This window comes from Geodermatophilus telluris (genome assembly GCF_900102745.1).
In the GTDB taxonomy this organism is placed as follows: Bacteria; Actinomycetota; Actinomycetes; order Mycobacteriales; family Geodermatophilaceae; genus Geodermatophilus; species Geodermatophilus telluris.
The window spans coordinates 354,998-370,394 of the sequence record NZ_FMZF01000004.1 but is presented as its reverse complement, the minus strand read 5'-3'; the positions used below and the strand labels follow the sequence as shown (position 1 = coordinate 370,394).

14 protein-coding genes are annotated in these 15,397 nt (G+C 75.8%); 12 read left to right on the top strand and 2 right to left on the bottom strand.

The annotated features are described in order from the left end of the window. Positions 1-2 precede the first annotated feature (2 nt). The 9 genes from ybeY (at position 3) to BLQ97_RS15015 (ending at position 8,378) form a co-directional block, all read left to right on the top strand. Entirely contained in the window at positions 3-506 is a 504-nt protein-coding gene (gene ybeY, locus BLQ97_RS15055; RefSeq protein ID WP_091366806.1) for an rRNA maturation RNase YbeY, read from the top strand. Further along, positions 503-1,834 (top strand): hemolysin family protein, encoded by a 1,332-nt coding sequence (locus BLQ97_RS15050; RefSeq protein WP_091366805.1) that lies wholly within the window; start codon positions 503-505, stop codon positions 1,832-1,834. The genes ybeY and BLQ97_RS15050 overlap by 4 nt, the downstream gene beginning before the upstream one ends. Before the next feature lie 6 nt (positions 1,835-1,840). Beyond that, a complete protein-coding gene (locus tag BLQ97_RS15045) occupies positions 1,841-2,179 on the top strand; it encodes a cytidine deaminase (protein ID WP_091366804.1) in 339 nt (112 codons plus the stop codon). A gap of 49 nt (positions 2,180-2,228) precedes the next feature. Then, on the top strand, positions 2,229-3,143 hold the full coding sequence (era, locus tag BLQ97_RS15040) for a GTPase Era (RefSeq protein WP_091366803.1): 915 nt from the start codon (positions 2,229-2,231) through the stop codon (positions 3,141-3,143). Further along, entirely contained in the window at positions 3,140-3,928 is a 789-nt protein-coding gene (recO, locus tag BLQ97_RS15035) for a DNA repair protein RecO (protein WP_091366802.1), read from the top strand. Before era ends, recO begins: the two co-directional genes overlap by 4 nt. 1 nt (position 3,929) lies before the next feature. After that, entirely contained in the window at positions 3,930-4,682 is a 753-nt protein-coding gene (locus BLQ97_RS15030; RefSeq protein ID WP_245692209.1) for an isoprenyl transferase, read from the top strand. A gap of 154 nt (positions 4,683-4,836) precedes the next feature. Continuing rightward, the gene (locus BLQ97_RS15025) at positions 4,837-6,384 is read left to right on the top strand and encodes an FAD/NAD(P)-binding protein (protein WP_091366800.1); all 1,548 of its coding nucleotides are present in this window, start codon (positions 4,837-4,839) and stop codon (positions 6,382-6,384) included. A gap of 39 nt (positions 6,385-6,423) precedes the next feature. Next, positions 6,424-6,858 carry a hypothetical protein gene (locus BLQ97_RS15020; protein WP_091366799.1) on the top strand — a complete coding sequence of 145 codons (435 nt, stop codon included), beginning with the start codon at positions 6,424-6,426 and terminating at the stop codon, positions 6,856-6,858. Further along, positions 6,858-8,378 (top strand): FHA domain-containing protein, encoded by a 1,521-nt coding sequence (locus BLQ97_RS15015; RefSeq protein ID WP_091366798.1) that lies wholly within the window; start codon positions 6,858-6,860, stop codon positions 8,376-8,378. The genes BLQ97_RS15020 and BLQ97_RS15015 overlap by 1 nt, the downstream gene beginning before the upstream one ends. 343 nt (positions 8,379-8,721) lie before the next feature. Here the strand turns inward: BLQ97_RS15015 and BLQ97_RS15010 are convergent, their stop codons facing one another. Beyond that, a complete protein-coding gene (locus BLQ97_RS15010; protein ID WP_217637211.1) occupies positions 8,722-10,848 on the bottom strand; it encodes a cation:proton antiporter in 2,127 nt (708 codons plus the stop codon). A gap of 218 nt (positions 10,849-11,066) precedes the next feature. Between BLQ97_RS15010 and BLQ97_RS15005 the strand changes: the two genes are divergently transcribed. Next, on the top strand, positions 11,067-11,912 hold the full coding sequence (locus tag BLQ97_RS15005; protein ID WP_091366797.1) for a protein kinase domain-containing protein: 846 nt from the start codon (positions 11,067-11,069) through the stop codon (positions 11,910-11,912). A 69-nt stretch (positions 11,913-11,981) separates the two neighbouring features. Here BLQ97_RS15005 and BLQ97_RS23665 read toward each other — a convergent pair whose 3' ends face one another. Then, positions 11,982-13,817, bottom strand: a complete 1,836-nt coding sequence (locus BLQ97_RS23665) for a serine/threonine-protein kinase (RefSeq protein WP_217637210.1) — start codon at positions 13,815-13,817, stop codon at positions 11,982-11,984. 121 nt (positions 13,818-13,938) lie between these two features. On the opposite strand from BLQ97_RS23665, the gene BLQ97_RS14995 reads away from it, so the two are divergent. After that, a complete protein-coding gene (locus BLQ97_RS14995; protein ID WP_091366796.1) occupies positions 13,939-14,217 on the top strand; it encodes an antibiotic biosynthesis monooxygenase family protein in 279 nt (92 codons plus the stop codon). An 81-nt stretch (positions 14,218-14,298) separates the two neighbouring features. After that, a complete protein-coding gene (locus BLQ97_RS14990; protein ID WP_091366795.1) occupies positions 14,299-15,357 on the top strand; it encodes a hypothetical protein in 1,059 nt (352 codons plus the stop codon). Positions 15,358-15,397: the final 40 nt, after the last annotated feature.

The following is a 15,397-nucleotide window of genomic DNA, read 5'->3' as shown; positions in this document are numbered from 1 at the left end:
GGGTGCCCGTCGAGGTCGCCAACGAGTCCGAGATCGCCGTCGACGAGGCGGAGCTGACCGGCCTCTGCCGGTACGTGCTCGCCGAGCTGGGCGTCAACCCGATGGCCGAGCTGTCGGTGCTGTGCGTCGACCCGGACCACATGTCGGTGCTGCACGAGCGCTGGATGGGGGAGAAGGGGCCGACCGACGTCCTGGCCTTCCCCATGGACGAGCTCGACACCGCCCGGCCCGACGACCCCGAGCCCGGCCCGGCGCTGCTCGGCGACGTCGTGCTGTGCCCGTCGGTCGCCGTCCGGCAGGCCCGCGCCGCCGGCCACTCCATGGACGACGAGCTGCTGCTGCTGGCCACCCACGGCGTGCTGCACCTGCTCGGCTACGACCACATGGAGCCGGAGGAGGAGCGGGAGATGTTCGGCCTGCAGACCCGGCTGCTCGAGGGCTGGCGGTCCGCGCCGCGGCAGCCGGTGACCGGCGAGCCGGCCGAACGGGGCCCCGGGTCGCGGTGAGCGCCGGCGCGGTCGTCCTGCTGGTCGTCGCGATCTGCCTGGTGCCCCTCGCGGGGCTCTTCGGCGCGCTGGACGCCGCCCTGCAGCGGGTGTCCCAGGCGCGGGTCGAGGAGCTGCGGCGCGACGGCGTCCGGCGGGCGGCCACCCTCGAGGAGGTCCTCACCGACCGGGCGCGGCACGTCTCGCTGCTCCTGCTGCTGCGGATCGGCTGCGAGATGGTCGCCGCGGTGCTGCTCGCCGTCGTCCTGGCCGGGCTGTGGGGCGCCGGCTGGCAGACGGTGCTCACCGCCGCGGCGGTGATGACGGTGGTCAGCTACGTGCTGGTCGGCGTCGGCCCGCGGACGCTGGGCCGCCAGCACGCCTACCCCATCGCGCTGCGCACCGCCGGGGTGGTGCGGCTGCTCGGCCGCGTGCTGGGCCCGGTGACCCGGCTGCTCATCCTGGTCGGCAACGCGATCACCCCCGGCCGCGGCTACCGGGACGGCCCGTTCGCCACCGAGGTGGAGCTGCGCGAGCTGGTCGACCTGGCCGAGGAGCGCGGCGTGGTCGAGTCCGGCGAGCGCAACATGATCCACTCGGTGTTCGAGCTGGGCGACACCATCGCCCGCGAGGTCATGGTGCCGCGCACCGACGTCGTCTGGATCGAGCGCACCAAGACCGTCCGCCAGGCGCTGGCCCTCGCGCTGCGCAGCGGGTTCAGCCGCATCCCGGTGATCGGCGAGAACGTCGACGACGTCGTCGGGGTCGTCTACCTCAAGGACCTCGTCCGCCGGTCGCAGAACCTCGGCGACTCCCGCGGGCCGCGGGTCGAGGAGCTCATGCGCCCGGCGGCGTTCGTGCCGGAGTCCAAGCCGGTCGACGAGCTGCTGCGCGACATGCAGGCCCGCCGCACGCACATCGCGATCGTGGTCGACGAGTACGGCGGCTTCGCCGGGCTGCTCACCATCGAGGACATCCTCGAGGAGATCGTCGGGGAGATCGCCGACGAGCACGACGCCGTGCAGCGCCCGCCGGTCGAGCACCTCGACGACGGCTCGGTGCGGATCACCGCCCGGCTGCCGGTCGAGGACCTCGCCGAGCTCTTCGACGTCGAGCTGCCCCGCGACGACGACGTCGAGACCGTCGGCGGGCTGCTCGCCCGCGAGCTGGGCCTGGTGCCGATCGAGGGCTCGCAGGCCGAGGTGGCCGGGCTGGTGCTGGTGGCCGAGAGCACCGGTGGCCGGCGCAACCGGATCGACACCATCCTCGTCCGGCGGCTGCCCGACGCCGACCCCGAGCACCAGTCCGGGGCCACCCGGGCCGACGTCGCGGCGGGCGTGGAAGGCTGAGCACCCGTGTCGGCACCTGACCTGCAGCCCGAGGACGCCAAGCTCGTCACCCTCGCCCGCTCCGCGCGCGGCCGCACCGGGGCACCGGAGGGCGCGGCGGTGCGCGACACCGACGGGCGCACCTACGTCGCGGCGAGCGTGGCGCTGCCCTCGCTGACGCTGTCGGCGCTGCAGGCCGCGGTCGCCGCCGCCGTCTCCAGCGGGGTCGAGGGCCTGGAGGCCGCCGCGGTGGTCTCCGACGCCGGCACCGTGGAGACCGCCGGGCTGGCCGCCGTGCACGACCTGACGCCGTCCGCGCCCGTGCACCTCGCCGGCCCCGACGGCGTGGTGCGCTCGACCGCCTGACCGTCGCCGCCTCCGCGTCGGTGTCACCCCGCGGTGGGAGACTGGTCCGGTGAGCACGCCGGAGCAGCCGTACCGCAGCGGCTTCGCCTGCCTGGTGGGCCGCCCCAACGCCGGCAAGACGACGCTGACCAACGCCCTCGTCGGCGAGAAGGTCGGCATCGTCAGCAACCGGCCGCAGACCACCCGGCACGCCATCCGCGGCGTCGTCCACCGGCCCGGCGGCCAGCTCGTGCTCGTCGACACCCCGGGCCTGCACAAGCCGAAGAGCCTGCTCGGCCGTCGGCTCAACGACGTCGTCCGCGACACCCTCTCCGAGGTCGACGTCGTGGTGTTCTGCATCCCGGCCGACCAGCCCGTGGGCACCGGCGACCGGTTCATCGCCCGCCAGCTGCAGGGGACGACGGCGCCGGTGGTCGTCGTCGTCACCAAGACCGACGCCGCGTCGAGGAAGCAGGTCGCCGAGCAGCTCGTGGCGGCCAGCCAGCTGGTCGAGGCCGCCGAGGTCGTGCCGGTGAGCGCGGTCGCGGGCGACCAGGTCGAGCTGCTCGAGGACCTGCTCGTCGGCCTGCTCCCGGAGGGCCCGCCGCTCTACCCGGAGGAGCAGACCACCGACGAGGACACCGACCGCCAGATCGCCGAGCTGATCCGCGAGGCGGCGCTGGAGAAGGTGTTCCAGGAGGTGCCGCACTCGCTCGCGGTCACCGTCGAGGAGCTCACCCGCCGGCCCGACCCGAAGCGGGCGGGCGCCGAGCTGGTGGAGGTGCACGCGCTGCTGCACTGCGAGCGGCCCAGCCAGAAGCCGATGCTGCTCGGCAAGGGCGGGTCGGTCATCAAGGCCATCGGCACCGAGGCGCGCACCGGGCTGGAGCGGCTGCTCGGCGCCCGCGTCCACCTCGACCTGCACGTCACCGTCCTCGGCGAGTGGCAGGACGACCCGAAGAAGCTGAACAGGCTGGGGTATTGAGCACCACACCGAAGGCGCTGTACCGCGACGAGGGCGTCGTCCTGCGCACCCAGAAGCTGGGGGAGGCCGACCGGATCGTCACGGTCCTCACCCGCCGGCACGGCAAGGTGCGGGCGGTGGCCAAGGGCGTGCGCCGCACCAAGAGCAAGTTCGGCGCCCGGCTCGAGCCGTTCACCCACGTCGACCTGCAGCTCTACACCGGCCGCAGCCTCGACATCGTCAGCCAGGCGGAGTCCATCCGCTCCTACGGCTCGGTGATCGCCGGCGACTACCCGGCCTACACCGCCGGCACCGCGGTCCTCGAGACCGCCGACCGGCTGACGGCGGAGGAGAAGGAGCCCTCGCTGCGGCTGTTCCTCCTCGTCATCGGCGCGCTGCGGGCCCTGTCCGATCGTGCCCACCCCGCAGGCCTGGTGCTCGACGCGTTCCTGCTGCGCGCGATGTCGGTGGCCGGGTGGGAGCCGGCGCTCGGCGACTGCGCCCGCTGCGGCGTCGAGGGCCCGCACCGGCACTTCTCCGTCCCGGCCGGCGGCACGGTCTGCCGCGAGTGCCGGCCCACCGGCTCGGCGATGCCCAACCCGGTCACCATCGGCCACCTGGAGGCGCTGCTGTCCGGCGACTGGGACACCGCCGAGGCCAGCGGGAACGCCCAGCGGCGCGAGGGCAGCGGGCTGGTGGCCGCGCTGCTGCAGTGGCACCTCGAGCGCGGGCTGCGGTCGCTGCCGCTGGTCGACCGCTCCGACGTCGCCCCGCGGCGGGAAGCGGGCCTGCTGCGTGAGGCGTGAGGTGGGGCAGCCGAACCCGCACCCGTCGGGCGCGCGGCCGCCGTCGATCCCGGCCGACAAGGTGCCGCGGCACGTGGCGATCGTCATGGACGGCAACGGGCGCTGGGCCAAGCAGCGCGGCCTGCCCCGGACGGCGGGCCACGAGGCGGGGGAGTCCTCGCTGTTCGACTGCGTCGAGGGCGCCATCGAGCTGGGCATCGGGGCGATCAGCGCCTACGCCTTCTCCACCGAGAACTGGCGGCGCAGCCCCGACGAGGTCCGCTTCCTCATGGGCTTCAACCGCGACGTCATCCGCCGCCGCCGCGACGAGATGCACGCGCTCGGCGTGCGGGTGCGCTGGGCCGGTCGCCGCCCGCGGCTGTGGCGCAGCGTGATCAAGGAGCTCGAGGTCGCCGAGGAGCTCACGCGGGACAACGACGTCCTGACGCTGACCATGTGCGTCAACTACGGCGGCCGGGCCGAGATCGCCGACGCCGCCGCTGCGATCGCCCGCGAGGTCGCCGCCGGGCGGCTGGACCCGGGCAAGGTCACCGAGGACACCGTCGCCCGCTTCCTCGACGAGCCCGACATGCCCGACGTCGACCTGTTCGTGCGCAGCTCGGGCGAGAACCGGACGAGCAACTTCCTGCTCTGGCAGTCGGCCTACGCCGAGTTCGTCTTCCTCGACACCCTCTGGCCGGACTTCGACCGCCGGCACCTGTGGGCGGCGTGCGAGGAGTACGCCTCCCGCCAGCGCCGCTTCGGCTCCGCCTAGTCCCCGGGCCCCGTGGGCGGGGCTCCGCACGCGGTCCGGACGGCGCCCACGCGTCCTGCTCGGGCGGATCGGACAGCCGCGCCGGGATCCGTTGACACGCCCACGGCACCGACCCGACAGTGGCGCCTCCCCGACAGAGGACGGACCCCCCACCGTGAGCGAGAGCACGATCGCGCCCCAGCACGCCCGGACCCCGGCGCAGCCCGGTGACCTCACCGACCAGTTGATCGCCAGCGACTTCTGGACCGACCAGATGCTGGCCGAGGCGGGCATCCCGATCATCGACGTCCCGTTCGTCACCTTCGGCGGCGGCATCGGGTCGTTCGTGACCGTGGACTACCTGCGCATCTGCGGCGTCCCGACCAGCGCGATGCGGGTGCTGACCCCGCTCAAGACGCCCTGGGAGAGCTACGAGTACCTGACGACCGTCTCGCAGATCCCCCGCGGCGAGCGGCTGCGGTCGGACTCGTCGTCCTGCCCCGACAACATCTGGGGCTTCCCGAGCTACGCCATCCGCGAGGCGCTGCAGGGCGACCTCAAGCAGGCCTGGAACGTGCTGGTCGAGCCGATCTTCGCGAACTACTACACCCCCCGGGCGGGGCACGCGTTCGAGTCGATGGAGAAGGAGATGCACCGGATCCGGTACCCGGAGATGGTCGTGCACGGCCAGGTCCGGATGGTCCGGCGCCGCGTGGGCGGCGGGTACTTCACCATCCTCACCCCGCCGGAGGGGGCGACGCCGACCAAGCGGATCGCCTACCGCAGCCAGTGGGTGCACGTGGCCGTCGGCTACCCCGGCCTGAAGTTCCTGCCCGACCTGCAGCGCTACCGCAGCGAGCACAACGACTACTCGAAGGTCGTCAACGCCTACGAGCGGCACGAGCACGTCTACGAGCGGCTGCACCAGCGCCCGGGCACCGTGCTCATCCGCGGCGGCGGCATCGTCGCCTCCCGCGTGCTGCAGCGGCTCATCGACGACCGCGACCAGCGCGGCCTGCAGACCCGCATCGTGCACCTGTTCCGCACCTACGTGGACAAGCCGCACGGCACCGGCATCCTCAAGCGCCGCAAGGGCGCCGACGGCTGGGCCTACCAGGGCTTCAACTACCCGAAGTCGGTGTGGGGCGGCCAGCTCAAGCAGCAGGTCCGCACCAGCGAGGGCGCCGAGCGCAAGCGGCTCTACGAGGAGATGGGCGGCACCAACACCCCGGTCCGCCGGGACTGGCAGGAGCAGCTCAAGCGCGGCCGCGCCGAGGGCTGGTACCGCGTGATGATCGGCTCGATCGAGGACATGCGGCCGGTCGGCGACCTGGTCGAGGTGCGCGCGAGCACCCCCGACCAGGGCGAGCACGTGGGCACCTTCGACGCCGTCATCGACTGCACCGGGCTCGAGGCCGACATCCGCGAGCACCGGGTGCTCGCCGACCTGCTCGACCACTCCGGTGCCGGGCGCAACCCCGTGGGCCGGCTGGACGTGCAGCGCAACTTCGAGGTCACCGGGACCGCCAACGGCGGCAAGGTCTACGCCTCCGGCAGCGCGACGCTCGGCGGCCCGTTCCCCGGCGTCGACACCTTCTTCGGCCTGCAGATCGCCGCGCAGGAGATCGCCGACGACCTCATCGCGCAGGGCTTCGCGCGGAAGCTCGGACCGGGGCGCTCCACCAGCCAGTGGTGGAAGTGGGTCCGGAACGTGCAGATCTGACCCCGACACCGACGTCCGCGACGACCGAGAGAGACAACCGTGCTGCCCACCCTCAACGGCCGCATCCAGACCAGGGTCTTCCTGCTGGCCGTGGTCGGATCGATCTGGACCCTGCTCATCACCCCCGTGCTGCCCACCGGGACCTCGCTGGGCGCGTCCTACCGGGCCACCTTCTCCGTGCTGCTGGTGGTGACCGTGCTGGGGGTGCTGTGGGAGCTCGTCTACCACGGCATCCAGCAGTTCCGGTGGGAGAAGGACTGGCCCACGCTCTTCGGCCTGCTCACCGGGATCCCCGAGGGCCTGCTGGTGTGGTTCCTGTTCGCCGGTGGCGCCGTCCCGTGGGTGGACTCGCTGCCCGGGCCGGCCTTCCTCATCCACTTCGCCAGCGTGTGGCTGATCGTGTGGCTGGTGGCCAACGGCCCGATGCGCGTGCCCTTCATCCACTGGCGGATCAACGGCGGGAGGCTCATCTGATGTCGGCGTCCCCCCCGCCGGTCCCGCTGACCGGGACGACCGGCGCACCGGCGACGGTGCCGCCCTTCGACCAGGTCGCCGTCCGGGTCGCCCCGGGGCAGGACCTCGTCGTGCGGCTGCCCGGCGTGCTCCTGGTGGTCGCGGTGACCACCGCCGCCGCCGGGCCGGCCACCGCGCCGGCCCGGCCGGCGCTGGTCGGCTGGGGCCCGGCCCCCGTGCCGCCCGCACCGGTCGCCGCTCCGACCGGCGACGTCCACGTCGGCGAGCTGGTCGGCCTGTGCCGCCGGGTGTCGGCCGCGGGCAGTCGTGCCCCCGGACGGCGGCTGCACGAGGAGCTGCACGGCTGGCTGCTCACGGTGACCGACCCGCCGTCGTTCGCGGTGGCCGCCGCGACCGAGGACGGGCTGGCGCTGGTCCTCGTGGGCGGCGGCACCGCCGAGGTGCCCGACCTCGGCCTGCGCCTGACCCCGGCCGAGGGCGAGAAGCTGGACAACGGGACGCTGGTGCTCGACCGCTTCGTCACCTGGCCGCCCGCGGCGCTGCAGCTGTCGGCCGGCGCACCGGCCGGCACCGCCCCGCACCCGCTGGCCGACCTCGAGGCCGGGGCCGTCCCGGGAGCCGCCGCGGTCCTGTCCCCGGCCCCGGCGCCCACCGCGGCCGGTCCCGTCCCCACGGGGACGACGCAGCTGCGGCTGCCGGCGCCGCACGTCGTGACGCCGCCGCTGCCCCCGCCGCCCCCGCGACCGGCCGCACCGGCCCCGACGCCGCGGGCGCCCGAGGTCCTGGCACCGCCCGCGCCACCGCACGACCACGCGGGACACGGCCACGGCGACCACGCGGACCACGACCACGGGGACCACGCCGGGCACGACCACGCCGCCCCGCCGGCGCCCGTGCCGCCCCCGCCGGTGGAGCTGCCCGCGCCGAAGAAGTCGACGCTGCTGTTCGGCGGGACCGGCGAGCCGGAGCCGCCGCGCGAGCCGCTGCCCACGCCGGGTGCCGCACCCGCCGCGGGCGCCCCGGCCGCCGAGCCCGAGGACGAGCGCCCCCAGGTCAAGGGCATCCTCTGCAAGAACGGTCACCTCAACGACCCGCGGGCCGGCTTCTGCGCGCTGTGCGGCATCCGCACGACGCAGCAGACCGCCGTCCTCGTGGAGGGCCCCCGCCCGCCGCTGGGGCTGCTCGTCTTCGACGACGGCGCGACGGTGAGCCTGGACATGGACTACCTGCTGGGCCGGGAGCCGGAGACCGACGAGCGGGTCGCCTCCGGCCAACTGCGGCCGCTGCTCGTCGTCGACACCACCGGCGGCGTGAGCCGGCACCACGCCGAGATCCGCCTGGAGGGCTGGGACGTGCTGCTGGTGGACACCGGCTCGGCCAACGGCACCCTCGTCGCCCCGCGCGGCGCGCCCGGCTGGTCGTCGCTGGTGCCCGGCCAGCCGGTCCGGCTGACCCCGGGGATGGCCGTGCGCATGGGCGGCCGCCAGTTCGCCTTCGAGTCACCGCACGGCGGCTTCTGACCGCACCCGCCCCGGCGCCCGCCTCCCCACCCGGGGAGGCGGGCGCCGCCGCGTCTCGGGGGCCCGGGTACCTCCCGCGCCCGGTCGTGCACTGCCCACGGTGGCGGGGCAGAGCACGAAGGAGGGACCGGGAGGGGTCCTGCGGCGGGTCGTGCTCTGCCCACGGTGGCGGGGCAGAGCACGAAGGAGGGACCGGGAGGGGGCCTGCGGCGGGTTGTGCTCTGCCCACGGTGGCGGGGCAGAGCACGACCGGCGCCAGGGGAGCAGGTGGCCGGCACGGGCACCGTCCGGACGCGACGGAGCCCGCGCCCCTGGCGGGGACACGGGCTCCGGGGGCGGGGGTTCAGACGGACTCGGCGCGCGGCGTCTCCGGACCGGCGACCGCCGCGAGGGCGGCCAGCGTCTCGTCCATGTCGCGGTCGGCGTCGGCGGTGCCGGCGTGCACCAGCAGGATCGGCGTCAGGTCGTCGGCGGCCGGCAGCGGCGCCGCGCCCGCCGGGGCCACCAGCAGCGCCGGCAGCGCCTCGGTGTCCGCGGCGACCTGCACACCCGCCCGGCGCAGCGAGTCGGCCACCGTCCGCCGCACCCCGCGCCGACCCCCCGTCCGCAGCTGCAGCGGCGCCGACCTCCCGACCGCGGCGTGGGCGGCCACCCGCAGGGCGGCGCGGCCGTCGGCGTCGGTGTCCTGGACGACGGCCACCGGCCCGCCCGGCTGCAGCCCCGCCTCGCCGAGCTCGCCGGACACCACGACCACCGACCCGTGCAGCGACGGCGGCCACGGGTGCCCCGTCGCGGCGGTCAGCGCGCCCTCGGCGATGCCCCACCCGCTGCGGACGAGCACCACGTCGGCGGTGCTGCTGCCGGCCAGGTCGGTGACCTCGGCCCACGGGTCCTCGCTGAAGCGGGAGGCCACCGAGGCCCGCAGGCCGCGTTCCTCGACGCGTCGGGCCAGCGTGCGCAGCTCGCCGGCGACGGTCGCCATGAGCTCGAGGTCGGCGCCCAGGCCGCTGGACACCTCCGGCTTGGGCCGCGACCGGCGCACCACCCGGGTGAGCACGACCTGCGCCGGGCGCTCCCGCCCGACGAGGTCGCAGGCGAGGTCCACCAGGCCGGCGTCGCGGTCGAGGTCGTCGACCACCACCACGACGGTGTAGGCGTCGGTCAGCCCCATCTCGGCCCGCTCGGCCGCCGCGATGTCGCGCTCGAGGACCCGCTTCGGGTAGATGACGTTGAGCAGCGGCGAGGCCATCACCGTCGTCACCACGGCCATGATCACCATCAGCGTGAACATCTCGCCGTCGAGGACGCCCTGCTGCACGCCGATGGTGAGGATGACCAGCTCGGTGAGGCCGCGGGTGTTCATCAGCGTCGCCAGGGCGGTGGCCTGCCGCCGCGGGACCCGCTGCACCCGGGCGGCGGCGAAGGCGCCGACGAACTTGCCGGAGATCGCGACCAGCAGGATCAGGGCCAGCTCGCCGACCCCGGCCAGGTCGATGGCACCGACGTCGACGTTGAGGCCGGTGACCACGAAGAAGACCGGCAGCAGGAGCAGCACGCTCACCTGCTCGAGCCGGTCGATGATCTCGTGGTTGAGCCGGGCGGCGCCCTTGCGCGGCATGACGACGCCGAACAGGAACGCGCCGAAGATGAAGTGGATGCCGATCTCCTCGGCCACCCAGGCGCTGGCGAGGATGCCGACGAGGACCCCCGCGAGCATCTCCGGGGTCAGCCGGCCCAGCCGCTCGTAGCGGGCCACCAGCACCCGCAGCAGCGGCTTGACCACCAGGAACATCACCAGCGCGAAGACGGTCGACAGGCCGAGGATCAGCACCACGCCGGTGAACGACGTCGCCGCCACGATCGCCACCACGACGGCCAGCAGGCACCAGGCCAGGACGTCGTCCACGGCGGCGCAGGCCAGCGCCAGCACGCCGGTGGGGATCCGGTGCATCTGCCGCTCGGCCAGGATCCGCGCCAGCACCGGGAACGCCGTGATCGACATGGCCACGCCGAGGAACAGCGCGAAGCCGAGGAACGGGATCGCCGACGTGTCGCCGTCCTCCGCGGTGAAGACGTCGTGGCGGGTGTGCAGGTAGGTGGCCAGCAGCACACCGAGCGCGAAGGGCAGCAGGATCGAGGCCAGCGACACCGAGACGGCGACCCGCTCCCGCCCGCGGATGAACGACAGGTCGACCTCGAGGCCGATGAGGAACATGAACAGGACCAGGCCCAGCTGCGCCAGCACGTTGAGGAACGGCCGGATGTCGGGCGGGAACAGCAGGGTGTCCAGGTCGCCGGGCAGGGCGCCCAGCAGGGTCGGGCCGAGCAGGATGCCGGCGACGATCTCGCCGACGACGGCGGGCTGGCCCACCCTGACCGCCAGCCGGCCCATGAGCCGGGCGATCACCATGATCACCGCCAGGTCGAGGAAGACGTAGGCGATGATCTCTGCGACGGGGCGCGGCTCCACGGCTGCTCCGGGGGTGTCGAGGTGTCCGGGTCGCGGTGCCCGGGTGCGTGCGGGCGCGGATGCTAGCCGCGCCCGGCGCCGTGCAGGGGGTTCGCGGACGCGGGACGGCGGCGGGCGCGAACGGGTTCCGGCACCGGCGGGAGGGCGGCACACTGACGCGCTGCCGCGCCCCCGCGGCGTCCCGGCCCGGCCGGGAGCACCGAGTCAGGAGGACGTGGATGGATGCCGTCGGCCTGGTGGGCGCGGCGCCCGCCAACATCGCGGACTACCAGGTGGTCCGCGTGCTGGGGGAGGGCAACAACGGCCGCTTCTACCTGGCCCGCCCGCCGGCCCGCCTGGGCCTGCCCGACGACTACGTCGCGGTCAAGGTCTTCACCGGCACGCACAGCGAGCAGGCCTACGAGCGCGGGGTGCGGGAGCTGCGGGCCTTCGCCCAGGTGGCCTCGCCCTACCTGGTGCGGGTCTACGACGCGGTGCTGCAGGACAGCTTCCTGTACGCCATGGAGTACTGCCCGCTCGGCTCGCTGGCCGCGCCGGCCCGGCCGCTGAGCCGCGGGGAGGTGCTGCGGGCGGTGGCGCACGCCGCGCACGCCGCGCACGCGCTGCACGAGGCCGGCCTCACCCACGGCGACATCAAGCCGGCCAACATCCTGCTCACCGACGACGGCGGCAAGCTCTCCGACCTCGGCCTGGCGCGCTACCTGGCGCCGGGCGTGACGCTGACCGGCATGGCCAGCGCCGCCTCCGTGGAGTACCTCGACCCGGCGCTGCTGCGGGGTGACCGCCCCTCGCGCGCCACCGAGGTGTTCGCCCTCGGCGCCACCCTCAACCGGGCGCTGACCGGCACTGGCCTCTACGGCGAGCTGCCCGACGCCGAGCCGCTGCTGGCCATCCGCCGGGTGATGAGCGCCGAGCCCGCGATCAGCCCGGGGCTCACCGACGAGGAGGCGGCGCTGGTGTCGGCGTGCCTGGCCCCGGTGGGGCAGCGCCCGGCGACCGCCGAGCAGGTGGCCGCGCGGCTCGACCAGCTGGCCGCGGCGGCCCTGGGCGGCGTCCGCGCCTGAGCCCGTGCGCGACGAGGGCCCCGTCCCCACCGGCCGGTGGGGACGGGGCCCTCGTCGTCGTGCGACCGCTCAGCCGGCCCGGAAGTCGCTCTGGTCAGCGTCGTTCCACCAGGCCCACAGGTCGGCCAGGCCGGACTGCCCGCCGCCCGGGGCCACCACGTGCCCCTCGGCGGCGACGTCCTCCTGGGTCCAGGCCAGGTTGGCGTCCCCCTCGGCGTCGACCCAGCAGGCCACCCGCCCGGCGGGCTGCTCGTCGGCGTCGCGGTACCCGCGGTAGCCCTGGGCGTCGGGGCAGTCGGTGTCGGTCAGTGGGGAGAGCCCGACGCCGGTCACGTCGGAGACGAACACCGCGTCGACCGCGTCGCCGTCCTCGTAGAGGTAGAAGAAGGCCACCTGCGGGCCGGGCTGCTGCGCGGCGGCGCCGCACTGCAGGGCCGCGAGGTCGCCGTCGCCCGCGGCGCCCTCCGTCGTGCACGACGAGCCGTCGAAGCCGGCGGGCAGGACGGCGCGCAGCTGCTCCTCCGGGTCGGGCCCGCTGCTGGTGCCCGCGCCGCCGGAGGTGCCGGCCGGCCCGCTGCTGCCGCCGGCCTGCGGGGGGTCGGTGCTGTCGTCGGAGCGTCCCATCAGCGCGATGACGGCCACGACGGCGAGGACGACCACGGCCGCGACCCCGGCCAGGACCAGCGGCAACCGGCTGCTCCGCCGCGGCCCCGGCGCCGTGGCGCCGCCGGGCGGGAAGCCGGGAGCCGCGGGCGGGAAGCCGGGGCCGGTCGGCGGGTAGCCGGTGGGCGGGTAGCCCGTGGGCGGCCCCGGGTCGGACGGCGGCCCGTAGCCGGCGGGCGGCCCCGGGTGCGACGGCGGGCCGTAGGCGACGGGCGCGCCCGGGTACGAGGGCGGGCGGTACCCGGTGGACACGCCGGGGGCCGACGGCGGGCCGTAGCCGGCCGCGGGCAGCCCGGGGGAGGAGGGGGAGCCGTACCCGCCGGAGTCGGGGAAGCCCACGGTCTGCGGCCGGGTCAGCAGCGGCGTGACCGACGTCGGCGGGGCCGCCTCGGGCCGGGCCGCCACGCCCACCGAGGCCAGCGCCGCCCGTGCCGCCGCGGCCAGCTCCCCGCAGGTCGCGTACCGCTCGTCGGGTTCCTTGGCCAGCCCCCGGCGGACGACGTCGTCGAGCGCCCGCGGCAGCTCCGGGCGCAGCGCCGACGGCGGCGGCGGCGTCGTGTTGAGGTGGGCGTACATCAGCGTGGCCAGCCCGTCGCCGGTGAACGGCCGGCGGGCGGTGAGGCACTCGAAGAGCACGCAGGCCAGGGCGTAGACGTCGACCCGCCGGTCGATCGGCTTCTCGAGGAAGCGCTCGGGGGCCATGTAGTCGAACGACCCGAGCGCGGCGCCGGTCTGGGTCAGCGCCGGGCCCTGCGCGTCCGTCGTCGACCGGGCGATGCCGAAGTCGACGAGGTAGACGAACTCGTCGTCGCCGGTGCCGGTCAGCAGCACGTTGGACGGCTTGACGTCGCGGTGCACCAGGCCGTCGGCGTGCGCGGCGTCCAGCGCCCGCGCGGTCTGGCTGACCACCGACACCGCCCGCTCGGGGCTCATCGGCCCCCCCTCGGCCAGCACCGCGGCGACGTCGCGGCCGGGCACCAGGCGCATGTCGAGGAAGAGCCGGCCCTCGATCTCGCCGTAGCGGTGGATGGGCACGATGTGCGGCTCGTTGAGCCGGGCGGCCAGGTGCGCCTCGCGGCGGAAGCGCTCGCGGTACCCGGCGTCGGCGGCCAGGTGCTCGGCGAGCACCTTGAGCGCCACCGTGCGGTCGTGCTCGGTGTCGAAGGCGCGCCAGACCTCGCCCATCCCCCCGCGGCCGAGCAGCGCCTCGAGGCGGTAGGGGCCGAACTGTTGCAACTCCACCGGTGCGTCCTCCGTGTGCCGCAGCCCCGGAGCCGGATCGGCGCCGGGGTGCGGGTCGTCGGCGGAGTCTAGGGACGGCGACCGGCCGCGACCAGCGCCCGCGGTGCGGCACGATGGGCCGGTGTTCGCGGTCACCCGCCTGCGCGTCCCCCCGGACGGCGCCGCCGAGTTCCCCGCCGTCGTCGACCGGCTGCTGGCCGCGCTGGCCGACCGGCCGGGCTGGCGCGGTGGGGAGGCGGGCCGCGCCGCCGACGACCCCTCGCTGTGGGCGCTGGTGACCCGCTGGGACGGCGTCGGCGCCTACCGCCGGGCGCTGTCGGCGGCCGAGGTGAAGGTGGCGGGGGCGCCGGTGTGGGTGCACGCGGTCGACGAGCCCGGCGCCTACCTGCCCCTCGACTGACCGCGCCGCGCGGCACCGGGCGGGCCGCCCCGGGTGCGTAGCCTGCGGCGGACAGCACCGCAGCCGGGGAGGACGGGCGCGATGAGCCAGCCGCCGCAGGACGACGGGACCCCGTCGGCCGACCGCACGCGCGAGGTGCGCCTGCCCCCGGTGCCGCCGCGCTCGCCGCTGCCCGACCCGCCGACCGACGAGCTGCCCGGGCCGCCGCTGGGCCAGCGCGACCCGACGCTGCGGATGGGCGGCGGCGGGCCGCGGCCCGGCGGGGTGCCCACGGCGACCGGCGGGCAGCCGGCCGTGCCGAACCCGGCGTGGGCGCAGCCGGGTCAGGCGCCCGGGCAGCCGCAGGGCTGGGGTCCCCCGGGCCAGGGCGGTCAGGGGTGGGGCTCGTGGGGCGCGTCCGGCCCGTACGGGCCGCCCGGCGGCTCCGGCGCCCCGGGCTACGGGCCCCCGGGCGGACCCGGATACGGCGGACCCGGGTACGGCGGCGGCTACGGCGTCGGTCACGGCGGCGGTCACGGTGGGCCGCCGGCCCCGCAGCGCCGGCGCCGCGGGCCCCTGGTGGCGCTGCTGGTGGCGCTGGTCGTCGTCCTCGTCGGCGCCGGGGTGCTGGTCACCGTGCTGCTCACCCGCGACGGGAGCGGCGGGACCGAGGTGGCCGCGTCCCCGTCCGCCTCGGCGTCGACATCGGCGAGCCCGTCGACCTCGGCGAGCCCGTCGTCGACCTCGACGAGCCCGACCACCGGAGCGCCGACCACGTCCTCCGGCGGGGGCGGGTTCGGCGGCGGGGCCGGCAACCCCGACGGCGGCGGGACCAGCGACACGCTCAACTTCCCCGACAGCCCCCAGTTCGCCGCCGGGTGGGTGCAAGCCCTCGTCGACGGCGACGCCGGGGCCGCCTACGCCGACCTGTGCACCGCCGGGCAGGACCGCTTCGCCGACCCCGCCGCGCTGCAGGGCGACTTCGAGGCGTTCCTCGGCGGCCGCATCGACCAGGGCTCGACCAGCGACGCGGTCGCGCAGGGCGACGTCGACCAGGTCACCTTCGACGTCACGCTCGACACCGGCACGGCCCGCTCCTTCGTCGTCACCGTGGTGGAGGAGGGCGGCCGACCGGCCGTGTGCGGGTTCACCGAGCCCTGACCGGGCGGCCCGCCCGGGCCCGGCGACTACCGTGGGCGGG

What these genes read in the sequence shown, in the direction of transcription:
- BLQ97_RS15015 (WP_091366798.1), top strand. Translation starts at nt 6,858, where the DNA reads ATGTCGGCGTCCCCCCCGCCGGTCCCGCTGACCGGGACGACCGGCGCA.
- BLQ97_RS15005 (WP_091366797.1), top strand. Translation starts at nt 11,067, where the DNA reads ATGGATGCCGTCGGCCTGGTGGGCGCGGCGCCCGCCAACATCGCGGAC.
- BLQ97_RS14990 (WP_091366795.1), top strand. Translation starts at nt 14,299, where the DNA reads ATGAGCCAGCCGCCGCAGGACGACGGGACCCCGTCGGCCGACCGCACG.